The organism is Sphingomonas hengshuiensis (assembly GCF_000935025.1).
GTDB classification, from domain to species: Bacteria; Pseudomonadota; Alphaproteobacteria; order Sphingomonadales; family Sphingomonadaceae; genus Sphingomonas; species Sphingomonas hengshuiensis.
Window position 1 is genome coordinate 824,154 of sequence record NZ_CP010836.1, and the last position, 13,775, is coordinate 837,928.

At 66.5% G+C, this 13,775-nt stretch carries 3 protein-coding genes; all 3 read left to right on the forward strand.

The window, feature by feature from the left end:
• Window positions 1–11 precede the first annotated feature (11 nt).
• On the forward strand, window positions 12–12,245 hold the full coding sequence (locus tag TS85_RS03850; RefSeq protein WP_162184688.1) for a filamentous haemagglutinin family protein: 12,234 nt from the start codon (window positions 12–14) through the stop codon (window positions 12,243–12,245).
• Between the two features lie 140 nt (window positions 12,246–12,385).
• Window positions 12,386–13,171: a SapC family protein gene (locus tag TS85_RS03855; protein ID WP_227698654.1), complete on the forward strand. Its 786-nt coding sequence runs from the start codon at window positions 12,386–12,388 to the stop codon at window positions 13,169–13,171.
• A 14-nt stretch (window positions 13,172–13,185) separates the two neighbouring features.
• Entirely contained in the window at window positions 13,186–13,755 is a 570-nt protein-coding gene (locus TS85_RS03860) for an OmpH family outer membrane protein (RefSeq protein ID WP_044330534.1), read from the forward strand.
• Window positions 13,756–13,775: the final 20 nt, after the last annotated feature.

Here is a 13,775-nt window from a genome sequence, read left to right on the forward strand (position 1 = left end):
AGGAGATCACCATGTCCTATCGTCGTCGCCCCAACGTCCTTTTGTCCCAACCGCTGCGCCTTGGCGTTTCGCGCCTGAGCCGGGCCGCGCTGGCCACCTCGGTCAGCATGGCGTCCTTGCTGGCACTGGCGGCGAGCCCGGCTGCCGCGCAGCAGGCGGGCACGCTTCCCGGCGCGCAGGTGCTTCAGGGAGGACGCTGGACGGGGGCGAAGCTCCCGACCGTTGCGCAGGGCAATAACGGGCTGGTGATGACGATCGAGCAGGAGCAGAAAAAGGCACTGCTCGACTGGTCGCGCTTCGACGTCGCCAAGAACGAAGAAGTGGTCTTCAAGCAGCAGGCGACCGACTGGATCGCGCTGAACCGGATCTTCGACGTAAAGCCGAGCGAGATCGCGGGCAAGATCACCGCCAATGGCCAGGTGTGGTTGCAGAACACCAACGGCATCATCTTTCGCAATGGCGCCCAGATCAACGCGCACACCATTTTGGCCACTGCGCTGCCGATCACCGAGGAACAGCTCGACAAGGGGCTGTTGTCGGGCGAGGGGATAATCCGCGGCACCCGCGCGGACACTCTCTTTTCCGACCTCTACCCGGTGCCGACGATCGCCGTCGCGCCGCGCCCGGTCGAAGGGCTGGACCCGACTTCGTGGCTGAATCCGACGGCGCGCCCTGTCGGCGGGGAGAACCCCACCGTCCTCGATCTGATCGCGCGCGCCGCGATCCGCCAGGCGGTTCTGCGCGACCAGAATTATCAGGGCGTGGATGGCGATTATCTCAAAGGTTATACGCTGGGGCTGTTGAACTATTACGATGCCGCCCAGGGCAAGACCGTTTATTATGTCGACTATAACTATGTCTCGAACGGCCTTGGCGATGTCATCGAATCGATCGTTTCGCAGATCGATGTGTCCAAGCTTGGCGATTACAACTACGACAACTTCAAGGACCCGCAGCTCTTCTTCAACGGCATCAGCTACCAGAACAAGCCGGCGACGTCCGCGCTGATCCCGCAGGCGCTGCGCGACGAAGTGGCCGCGCAGATCAAGGCGCAGTTCATCGACGTATATGCGGCGCGCGTCGCCACCGCGCAGCAGACCTACAACAACTATATCGCCAATTCGCGCGTGATCGTCGAGAAGGGCGCCACGCTGCGCGCCGTGTCCTCCGACCCCGCAAGCCCCGGCAAGATCATGTTGTTCGGGCCCAATGTCAGCAACGCCGGACGGCTTGAGGCGCATGACGGGCAGGTGCTGATCGCCGCCGGCGAACAGATCAAGCTGAGCGCCGGGCAGAACTACACCAATTCGGTGCGCGGCGGCCTGACGGCGAACGTTTCGGCGGTCGGCGTGTCCGACAGCCGCGGCTCGATCCCCGGCCTGCCCTATAGTTCGGCGCTGGCCGCGGTGTGGGACGACCTCTATCTGGAGCGCGCCGACGAGGTCGGCATGTACGCGACCAACACCGGCGAAATCGTGGCAGATCGCGGGTCGGTCTCGATGATCGGCGCCAATGTCGAGCAGAAGGGCTCGATCCTGGTCACCAACGGCGTGCGCCAGCGTAGCGGCTCGATCCTGCTCCAGGCCAGCCACGGCCCGCGCAACCGCTTTGGCGGCGCGCTCACGCTGGGCGAAAACAGCATCACCCGGATCACCCCCGATCTTTCGTCGCTGACCGGGCTGGCCGCCGACACGTTCGCGCCGGGCAAGATCCTGCTGGCGGGCAAGGACATCCTGCTCGATCGCAATTCCGAACTGACTTCGCGCAGCGGCGAGATCACGATTCACGCCAATGCCTATGGTTCGGGCGCGAGCGGCGGTACCAGCCCGGACGCGCCCGACGATACGTGGTCCGATAACGGTGAAGACGAAGGCAGCTTCACGATGCGCGCGGGGGCGCGGATCGACGTATCGGGCCTGCGCGATGTCGAGCGCAGCGTTGCGGACAATGTGTTCGCCGTGGAAGTGCGTTCCAACGAAGTCTCGGGGTCGCCCAAGCAGCGCGACGGCATCCTGGTCGGCGAGACGGTCTATGTCGATCGCCGCGTCGGTGCGGGGATCGTCGACTGGACCGGCGCGCTGAGCGGCGAGCAGCGAACGGCATCGCAAATGTCCACCAAGGGCGGCAAGGTGCAGATCCGCGCGACCGAATATGCGGTGGTGGACGATGGCGCGACGATCGACGTATCGGGCGGAAGCACCAAATATCTTGAAGGTCAGGTCAAGACGACCCGGCTGGAAGACAGTTCCGGGCGCTTTCACGACATTTCGACTGCCGACGGAAACATCAAATATGTTGGCCTCACCGAAACGACGCGGATCGAGCAGGGCTATGTCGAAGGGTCGGATGCCGGATCGGTAGAATTGCTGGCGGCCAGCGCACGGCTGTTCGGCAAGCTCAAGGGCGATGTTGTCGTCGGCGAGCGCCAGCAACTTGCGGCGATCGGGCTTATCAAGGCGCCGCGGATGCCCGTCGGTGCGGTAGGCGCGACGCTGGTGACCACCGCGGCCCTGCCCAAGGCGGGCTCGGCGGTGCTGCATCGCGGCGGTCCGGAATATGGCGCCTGGGCATCGCGCCACTCCATCATCATGCGCGATGAGAACGCCTTTACGGGCGATATCTGGGTGGAACTGACCGACGAGGATGCCAAGGATTACTGGGAAAAGCAGACGCTGCGGCTCGACCCGGGGCTGATCGGGCAGGACTGGTCGACCTATGAAGGCGAGCAGGGCGAAGCGATCCAGTTCATCGAGGATGATTTCTTCAGCGGCATGGGGGAGGTGTCGCTAAGCTTCGGCAGCGGTCATCAGTCGGAGACGATCCATTCCGGCGCGTCCATCCGTCTCCAGCCCGGCGGCGGATTCACGATGGCGGGGGAAGGCGGCAAGCTTACCGTCGGCAACAATGTCAGCGTGATCGCGCCGTCGGGCACCATCGCCTTCGGCGGCGGTGACGGCACCGTCATCGGCCGCGGCGTGCTGCTCTCGGTCGCGGCGCCCTGGGTCAATGATGCCGACGCGCCGGCGGGCACTTCGCTCGGCTATGTCGACGGCGGCAGCATCTCGCTGCTCAACGCCGAGCTGACGGGCCCGGTGACGCTCGATGCCGGCGGCGGCGGTTGGTACAAGCGGCTTTCGCCCCCGACCGCGAGCGGACCCGGCGAATTCCAGCTCGTCGCCGGCAAGGGCGGCGGCATCGCGCTGGGCGGTTCCGCAATGTCGCTGACTGCGCTGCTCGACCTTGCCGACATCGATCTCGGCGGTCTTGGCGGCGGTGGCAGCCTGAACCTTGTTGCGGGCGGTGACGTCATGATCGGGGTGGCCGGCGGCACGGGTGCCGAGGGCGTCGAATATCTCAGCGACACGCTGTTCGACGATATTGGCGCTGGCAGCCTGACGCTGACCGCGGGTTCGATCGACATCGCCCAGGGCGCGAAGCTGGCGTTTCAGACGGGGGTCATGAGCTTCGACGGCAGCCCGATCGGGATCGCCACCGGCGCCGATCTGGACGCGGTGACGCTCTCGCGTCAGCGCACCGGCGGGGCATTGGCGCTTCTGGCCGGGCGCATATCGGTCGCGCAGGGCGCATTGGTCCAGGTCAACGCCACGGGCAGCGTGTCGCTGACCGGCGGGGAGATCGATGTCGCCGGGACGATCCGCGCCCAGGGCGGCGCGATCTCGCTGCGGGCGGGCGAAGGTGCCGGGACCGTCCACCTCGCGAGCACCGCGGTGCTCGATGCCACCGGCCTGGTCCAGACCACCAAGGTGCCCGGCGGCGCCGATGGTCGTGGCTTCTGGTATGACGGGCGCATCGTCGCCGGCGGCAGCGTCGTGATCGACGCCAGCAATGCCGCGATCGACAGCGGCGCGCTGATCGACGTTTCGGGCACAAAGGGCCTGCTGACGGTCAATCAGCCCGGCCGCTACACCGTGGTCCGGGTAAACGAGGTGATCGGCAGCGATGCGGGTTCGATCACGCTCGATCTGACGGGCGGCAATGTTCTGGGGACGCTGCGCGGCAATGCCGGGACGATCTATAATTATGCGGGCACGCTCCATGTCACCGGGGGGCGCGACGGCACCCTGCTCGGCTCGCCGGGCATCTACGACGTCGAAAGCATCCTCCAGAACCTGCAATGGTCCGTCGCCGAGCCGACGCCCGAAAACCCGCTGAGCCTGGTCGATTTCTATCGGTCCAATTCCTATTGGCAGCAGGAACTCGGTTTCGGCCCCAATGCGATCGAGGATCTCCAGTTCACCAGCATGGCGGAGTTCCAGGACTTCATGCGTGCGGCGCTCGCGCCGTTGACGCTGACTCGTCCTGAGGATGTCCAGGGCGCGCTGTATCTCGATCCCACCCTGACGGTGTCGCCGGCGCTTCCCGCTGCCGGGGGCGGCAAGTTCGCGGTTCCGGACGGCTATACGCCGGTCGACGCCGCGGAATTCCAGAATTCGATCGAATTCGTGTTGCGCGCCATGGCCTATGGCCCGAATCCGGACAGCCTGTCGCGCGGCAGCAGCCTGCATATCGGCGCTACCCCGCTGAAGGACATGAAGGGCTTCGATACCGTCTCGATCGCCGGCAACATCAAGTCCGAACATGCCGTCGAACTCGCCAGCCAGCGCGTCCTGAACCTCACGGGCGTCATCAGCGGCGCCAGCGACATGCGCTTCACCAGCCGCAACATCAATCTCGGCGGGGTGCTCCAGCAAGGCCAGGTCCTCGACGCGGCAAAGACGGGCACGCTGACCATCTCTGGCGAGACGGTGGAGTTCCAGTCCAAGTTCAACGTCGGCGGGTTCGAGAAGGTCGTCATCGAGGCGCGCGGCGACATGCGCGGCGGCTATGGCCTGAACCAGCAGGTCGTCGCCGATACCGGCCCGTCGACCCCGGGCGTGCTCACCACCGGCGCGCTCGTGCTGCGCGCCGGCCAGATCTATCCGACCACCGACGGCAAGCTCGAATTCGCATCGTCCCAGAGCATCCGCATCGAGCGGGCGGGCGCCAGCATCGCGCCTTTGTCCGCGGGCGGCCTGATGACCTTCACTGCGCCGCTGATCGAGCAGGCCGGCACGCTTCGCGCGCCGTTCGGCGAGATTCGCCTCAACGCCACGCGCGTCGCGCAGACCGACGCGGATGGCTTCCCGATCTACGACGACAATGGCGAACCATTGTTCACCCCGGGCCGAGTGGAACTCCAGTCGGGCAGCATTACCTCGACCGCTGCCGATGGCCGCACCATCCTGTACGGCACCACCTTTGACGGCCAGTCCTGGTACCGTCCGCAGCGCGCGGAAGGCGATGTCGAGCTTGCGACCCCGCCCGAGAAGCGCGTGTCGCTGACCGGCGATCTGATCGATGTCCAGTCGGGCGCCGTGATCGACGTTTCGGGCAGCGGCGACGTGCTCGGCCTGGAATTCGTCGCGGGTCCGCTCGGCCAGTCCAACGTGCTCGAAGGGCAGGGCGTCTACGCGATCGTGCCGACCTATGGCACCGGCGTGATCGCGCCGATCGATCCGCTCTACAATCCCGGCCAGGGCGTTGCCGCGCCCGGCCAGGGCGTCAGCCAGGACCCCAATGCCACCGGCCTGTCGATCGGCGATGCCGTCTGGCTCGCCGCGTTCGACGGCCACCAGGCGGGCTGGTACACGCTGTTGCCGGCGGAATATGCGCTGACCCCCGGCGGCTATCGCATCACGCTGGCCGAAGGCCTGGTCCCGGCCACAGCGACCGCACAGCAGGTGGGCGACGACAGCTTCGCGGTGCTCGGTCGCCGTGGCGTGCTGGGCACGACGATCGCCGATCAGGTCCAGTCGACCTACCGCGTCGAGCGTGGCACCGACGTCCGCAACCGCTCGGAATATTTCGAGACCTATGGCAACAGCTTCTTCTCGAGCGCGCGCTTCCTCGAGGGGCTGCTCCGTTCGGGCAATCCCTATAATGCCGATCCGCGGCTCCCCACCGATGGCGGCTTCCTGACGCTCGCCGCCAACACGTCGCTGACGCTGGACGGGACGATCCTCGCGGCCGGGCAGGGCGGCGTTCAGGGCACGCGCGGCGGCGTGGTCGACATCACGTCGGACAATATCGTCATTGCCGCGCCGGGCACCGATGTCAGCGATCTGCCGGGCTATCTCGTACTCGACCCGAACAAGCTGTCGAACATTGCCGAGAGCCTGTTGATCGGCGGCATCCGTCGCCAGGGCGCGGCCGGGCTGGAGATCGTCACGGGCCAGTTGACGCGCGAAGACCCCGGCGAAATCCGCTCGCCCGAAAAGAGCGTCGGTGCCGAGAATGTCGTCATTCGCACCAATGCGCAAAATGCGCTGACCGGCACCGAATTGCTGTTCGCCGCCAACCAGACGGTGCGCGTCGAAAGCGGCGCGGTGGTGCGCGCCACGGGTAACGGCACCGATGCGGCAAATCTCGCCATCGCGCCGAGCATACCGGTGTACGTCACGCCGTGGAATCAATCGGACATCACGCCCGCCGAGGATCGCGGGGGCGCGTTCCTGCGGGTTTCGAACCTTGGCGACATCACCGTCTCGCGCACCAACGTCATCAGCGACGCGGGCGACATGATCGTCGAAGCGGGCGCGATCCTCGAGGCCACCGATTCGATCCTTCTCGACGCGACCCAGAACACGCTGGTCGGCGACGGGGCCACGATCAAGGCGGGTGCGATCACCGCCGCGTCGGGTCTGATCAGCTTCGGCGCAGTGCCCGAAGGCACCGAAGGGCTGCTGGTCTCGGGCGGTACGCTGGCGGGCCTTGGCCAGGCGAGCAAGTTGACGCTCAAAAGCTATTCGACCTTCGATTTCTATGGCGACGTGGCGCTGAACCTTACCGGCGCCGTGGTGCTGGATGGTGCGGCGCTGGTCGATCGCGGCGACGCGCCCGGCACGGCCAGCATCACCGCCGGCACGCTTGAACTGCGCAACAGCGATGCCGCTGCGCAGGATGCCATCGGCAGCGGCGGCACGCTGGCGCTGAAGGCGCGCAACGTCGTGCTGGGCGAAGGCGATTTCGCGATCGCTTATGGTGCAACGACGATCGATGCCGCGGAACGGCTGATCTTCGCCGGCCAGGGCGACAATCTCCTCGACGGTCCGCTGACGGTGCGCGCAGCGCAGATCACCGGCGACAGCGGCGCTGGCCATGAAGTGCGCGTGGATGGCGCGATCCAGCTGCTCGGCAACGGCGCGACCGCCGCCCTGCCGGCGTTCGTCACCGCCGGTGCGTTGCTCGATTTCATCGGCGACAGCGTCGAAATCGGCGGCACGATCCAGGCTGGCTCGGGCACGGTCCGCGCCACCGCCACCGACGGCGATGTCCGCCTGCTGACCGGGGCGAAGATCGATGTTGCCGGTGCTGACGTGTCGTTCTTCGAAGTGCAGGGCTTCTTGCCGGGCGGCGGGGTGCAACTGACCTCGATCCTTGGCGATGTGTTGGTCGATAGCGGCGCATCGGTGAACATCTCGGGCGGCCAGGCCGGCGGCGATGCCGGTTCGCTGGTGCTTTCGGCGGGTCGCGGCAGCGCGACGCTGGCGGGGGCGCTGGAGGCGAAGGTGGCCAGCGGCTATCGCGGCGGCAGCTTTGCCCTGACCACGTCGACACTGGCGGATTTCGGCAGCCTGAATGCCCTGCTCAACAGCTCGGGCTTCTCCCGCAGCCGCGATTTCGCGATCCTCGACGGCGATGTGACGCTGACCGGGGTGACGCGAGTCGATGCCCTGCGCATCGTCACCGGCACCGGCGACATCCGCGTCGCCAGCGACGCGCGGATCGGCAGCGACAGCGCCAAGGGCGGATCGATCCTGCTGGCGTCGGGCGGCAATCTGGTCATCGCCGATGGCGCGGCGTTCGACGTCAACGCCAAGGGGACCAATTTGCGTGGCGGGTCGGTCGATCTCCAGGTCGCGACCGGGGGCAGCATCGATGTTGGCGCGGCGGCGATCAACGTCGCCGGGACCGGCACCGGCGTGGCGGGTGAAGTCCGCCTGCGCGCGCCGCAGATGGGCGGCGATGTCGGGGTCAGCCGCTGGTCGGCAACGGTCACCGGCGGCGACACCCAGCTCGAGGCGTTCCGCGTCTATGACCTGGCCGATGCCGACGGCAATGCCGCCAACGGCCATCTCGCCGAAATCGATACGGCGCTGCAGACCAGCGTGATCGGCGATGCTTCGGCGTTCATGACCGCCAATGCGGCCAATATCCGGACCCGGCTCAACCAGACGGGCAATGCGTCCTTCGTGATCGTGCCGGGCATCGAACTGCGCTCGGCAGGCGATCTCGACCTGGTCCATAACTGGAACCTCAACGCAGCGCGCTTCGAGGGGCGGGCCGGCGTGCTGACGCTTCGCGCCGGCGGCGATCTGCTGATCAACGCCAATCTGTCGGACGGCTTCATCAGCGCGACGCCCACCACGGATGCCATTGCACCGCCGGCGGGCTATGAACTGGGCCAGCCCTTGCCCGCCGCCCCGGCGGACGATCTCACCAACGATCGGTCGTGGAGCTTCAACCTCGTCGCGGGCGCCGATTTCGGGCAGACCAATGTCCTGTCGACGCTGGCCGGCAGCGACGGCAATATCGAGATCGGCGGCATCGTCCGCACCGGCACCGGCGACATCAATGTCGCGGCGAGCGGCGACCTCAATTACGAAGACGCATCCTATATCCGGTATCAGGGCTCCTGGACCGCGAGCGCGCCGGCGGCACGGATCACCGTCCCCGCAGGCACGCCGATATTCGACGGCACGGTGCTCAAGCCGACCACCTATGCAGTCAAGACCCCCGACAAGATCCTTCAGAACCCGGTATTCCCGGCGGGAACCGTCATCCCCGTGGGCACCATCCTGCCGGCGGGAACCCGGATGCCGGACGGCAGGGTCGTCAACTATACGCAGAGCCTCTCGACTCCGATCACCCTGACTGCGGACTGGAGCGTCCCCGGTCGCGTTACGGTCCCGCAGGCGCCGGGGCGCAACACCATCTATCCCGAGCTTCCTGCCGGCACCGTGCTGCGCAGGGGTACGAAGCTGCCCGCCGGAACGGTGTTGCCCGATGGCACCACGCTGTCCGCCGACACCGTGCTGGCGGCGGACCTGGAACTGATCGCCGATACCAGCTTCCCCGGCGAGGTGGTCATTTCCGGCAAGACCCTGCTTGGCAGCGAGCTGGTATGGGAGATGGCGTCCAACCGGAGCACGGACCCGACCGCGTCGGTCGATCGGGCCATACCGGTCTCGATCCCCGGCCTGGGCGATGTCGTCGTGAACGTCGTCGTCGGGGGAACCGGCAGCTCCGCCATCACGCTGGCCGACGGACGCTTACTCGGATCCGGATTGGTCGAGATGGTCAATGGCGCGATCTATACGGCGGGCGTGGAAGCCGCGCCGGTGGACGGCTTCACGCCGCCGGCGCTGGCTGGTTATGTGAACACCAACACCACCGGCTATGTCCTCAATCCGCTTTATGCAGAAAAGGGCGGCGACGTTTCGGTCAATGTCGGCGGATCGATCAACGGCGCCGGCATGCTGATCGAGAATTTCCGCTGGCTTGCGGATAATGGCGGGACCGCGGCGACGACGCTCTATGGGTACAGCTATTCAGGCAAGGACCCGGACGCGCCGTTCAACAACGTCGTCCAGCCGAACCAGAATAATTTCGTCGGCCAGACCTCGCTGTCGCTGCTTGTCGATCGCTTCGTGCAGGGCATCGGCGCGCTTGGCGGCGGCGACGTCAGCATCGTCAGCGGCGGCGATGTCGACAATCTGCTCGTCGCGCTGCCGACCACGGTGCGCGTGTCGGGTGGCAGGTTTGCGGGCGACGCCAAGGAGGTCCATTATTCGGGTGGCGGCGATCTGGTGATGGATGTCGGCCGCAATCTGCTCGGCGGCATCGTGATGGTGTCCAAGGGCACCGGGACGATCGACGTGGCTGGCAGCGTGACCGGCACCGCCGAGCGGACGAGTTCCTATCTCGTCCGGCCTGCCAACCGGAACCTCGCCAACCTGACTCTGGTCGTCGATGACGGCAGCATCGCGCTTCAAGCCGGCGGCGACGTCGTCCTGCGCGGGATCACCTCGAGCCTGGGCGTGGCCCAGGAACAGCCGCGCTGGCTGGGCTATACCGAGAATACATCGGCGCGGATCACCTCGCTGGGTGGCGACATCACGATCCTGGGCCAGGAATATCAATATGGCGTTGATATCCTGCCGAGCAAAACGGCCTTTATCGCGACGGCCGGATCGGTGAATTTCGGTCGGTCGGACCAGCATATGGCGCGGACGATCGTCGATATGTGGGCCGACACCCGGCTCGACATCCTGGCCCAGCAGAACGTGAATTTCTGGGGAACCGGGGGCGATTATACGGGCGCCGATCTGACCATCGGCTGGGCAGATTCCGAATGGGTGGCGCGCGCCATCAATCCCGGCGGGGGCAATCTGCAGCCCTTGTTCACTTCGACGATCACGCTGGACCCTGTCAGCGGCAAATGGACGTTCAAACAGGCCGGGCCGGGCTTCGGCATCGACGGCGCGAACGTGCACAGCGGATCGTCCAGCTACAGCCGCATCTACGCTGCGCAGGGCGACATTATCGGTCGCAGCGCCGCCTCTTATGACCTGAACGCGCAGCGCGCGCATGGCGGGGCCTTCACCTTTGGCCATGAGACCCGGGTCAAGGCCGGCGGCGATGTCCGCCTGGGCGAGATGATCTTCCTCACCCATGACGGTTCGGACGTGCCGGTGATCGAGGCGGGCGGCGCGATCTATCTGCCCAATGCGACGCTGTACGGTCCGGGCCGTTTGTGGGTCCAGGCCGGGGACGAGATCTTCATGGGCCGCACCGCCGGGGAGGGCATTCGCGCCCGCGAGGCGATCAGCTCGGTCGCGACCGCCGCGCCGCTCAACGGGGGCAGCATCACGATGCTGGCCGGTATCGATCAGGCACCCGAATATGAGGCCTTTTTCGATTATTATCTCGATCCGGAGAGCATCGCCGAAGCACCGGCCTGGCTGCGCCAATATTATGTCAAGGACGAGCGCGGCCTGGCGGTTTCCACCGATGTCGTGCTCAAGGACGGCACCACCCGCGCGACGGTCTATGCGATCGAGCTGATCAACTATATGCGCGGGCTGAACGGCGACGCGCTGATCCCGACCACCGTGGCGGACGAGACGAGCGGCAGCCGCGACGTGACGCGGGGCAAGCTGGCCGCGGCGATCGACCCGGCGGAATATGCCGCCGCGCTGGCTGCGTTCGAGGCGCTCGATCCGGTGCTCAAACAGCCGCTCGCGGTGCGCATCCTCAATGCCGAGCTCAAGACCGCGGGCCGCGAGGCAGTGGGGCGCTCGGACGAGACCGATGGCCGCTTCGAACGCCAGGGCGATCCGACGCGCGGCTATGATGCACTGGGCCGCCTGTTCCCGGGTGCCCAGCGCAAGCCGGGCGAGGCACTGGCCGCGGGCGAGCATAGCTGGACCGGCGACATCAACATGATCGTCAGCCAGGTGCGCGCCGAAAGCGGCGGCGGCATCGATCTGGTGGCGCCCGGCGGTTCGGTGCAGCTTGCCAGCCTGTCGGTGGCGAACACCAATCCCGGCGAGGCGGGCATCGTCACCCAGCGCGGCGGATCGGTCAACGCGATCGTCAAGGGCGACTATATCGTCAACCAAAGCCGCACGATGACCGCCGACGATGGCGACATCATGATCTGGTCTTCGTTCGGCAACATCGATGCCGGGCGCGGGCGCAAATCGTCGCTCTCGGTGCCGCCGGTGGCGTTCCCGATCGACGCTTTCGGCCAGACCCGCGTCCAGCTATCGGGCCTGCCCAACGGCGCCGGTATCGCGACGCTGGATCAGGTCGACGGCAAACAGGGCGGCGATGTCGACCTCTATGCCTTTAACGGCATCGTCAACGCCGGCGATGCGGGCATCCGCGCCTCGCGCGATCTGTTCGTCGGAGCGATCGAAATCCGCGGGCTCGACAACATCACGGTGGGCGGCCTGACCAATATCGACCTGACCACCGACGAAGGGTCGGTCGGCGCGCTCAACCTCGAGAATTTCGCACAATCGGCGGAAGACAACGCGCTCGACCGGGCATTCGACATGGCGACCGTGGTCGAGAAGTTGCGGACGGTGCGTCAGACTATCCTGACCGGTTCGGTGGTCAGCTTCGGAACCGAAGGCTGTGAGGATAGCGATACCGATGGCTGCCGGCGGAATCGCTGAGCGACCAAGGACAAGGCGCGGTCCGAGCCGGGCCGCGCCATCATGCTTTCGCCGCCAGCCGACCCGGGCGGCGAGCGGGCGGGGTTTTTTACTCCCTTTTCTTCCCCGCCCGCGAACTTCCCTGATTGAAGGATCAGACCGTGTCCAACGCCCTGCCATTGCCGCTCTTCTATCGCGCGCCCCAGGCGCTATCGCTCGAACGCCACCGGGATTGGCGCCTGAGAATGGGCGATTATCGCTTCGCGGCCCGGACTCCCTATGTCCCGATGGTCATCGGGGAATTCGTTGCCGCAGCGCGCCACTATCCGATCCTGTTCGCCGATGCCGAATTGCCTTCGCCGGTGGCGCTGCTCGGGCTCGGCGAGGATAATCTGTTCGTGACCGACGGCGCCTGGACCGAGGGGATGCACGTCCCTGCCTATGTCCGGCGCTATCCGTTCGGCTTCGTCGCGACGGGCGACACCGAGCAGTTCGCGCTGATCGCCGACACCGCGTCGGAACGGTTTGCGGATTCGGGTGACGAGGGCGTCGCCCTGTTCGAGGACGGCAAGCCCAGCGCGCTGACGCACCAGGCGCTCGAATTCTGCGAATTCTATCGCCGCGACGCCGCCGCGACTGCGGCATTCTGCAAGGCGTTGAAGGCAAGCGATCTGCTCGTGTCGCGTCGCGCCGACGTCACGCTGCCGGACGGTCGCAAGCTCGGCATCGACGGGTTTCTGGTCGTCGACCCCGCCCGGTTCGCGGCACTCGACGATGCGACGATAGTCGCGTGGCACAAGAGCGGCTGGCTGGCGCTGGTTCATAGCCACCTCGCCTCGCTCGACCATTTCAATACGCTGCTGGCCCGCCAGAGCGCGCGTACCGAGTCTGCGGACTCGTCACAAAGCAGCGCTAATTTGCCCGTCGAACACCCTGTCCATTGCTGAATGAAAGCCTTGCCATGATCCTTCGTACCATTCTGAGTGCCGCCGCCTTGCTGTCGACCAGCGCTTCTGCCTTCGCCCAGACTGCCCCGGCAACGGCGCCCGCGGCGCCCACGCTGGGCGGACCGGTCGTCCCCGGCGTGTGCCTGTTGTCTCGCGAGGCGATCTTCGCCAATGCCCTGATCGGCAAGGCGGCGACGGCCCGCCTCAAAAAGATGGCCGACGACGCCCAGGCCCAGATCGCCGCCGAGCGCGCGCCGCTGGAAGCCGAAGCCAAAGCGCTCCAGGCCGAAGCCGCCAAGCTCACTCCCGACCAGCGCCGCACCCGCGAACAGGCGCTGTCGGCACGGCTCCAGCCGCTCCAGGCCAAGGCGCAGAAGCATTCGAGCGAGATCGAGGCCGCGCGCACCCGGGAAATGCAGCAGATCGCCGACCTTGCCCAGCCGGTGATTGCCGCGGCGTACCAGCAGAAAAAGTGCGGGCTGCTGTTCGATCGGGGATCGGCGCTCGGCGGCAACTTCGCCAACGACCTTACCGCCGATGTCGTGCGCGCGCTCGACGCGAAGAGCGGTAAGAGCGCGGGCTGACCGCCGATCGCCTGGGCCGT

Coding starts and splice junctions, on each gene's coding strand:
- TS85_RS03860 (WP_044330534.1), top strand. CDS start 13,186: ATGATCCTTCGTACCATTCTGAGTGCCGCCGCCTTGCTGTCGACCAGC.
- TS85_RS03850 (WP_162184688.1), top strand. CDS start 12: ATGTCCTATCGTCGTCGCCCCAACGTCCTTTTGTCCCAACCGCTGCGC.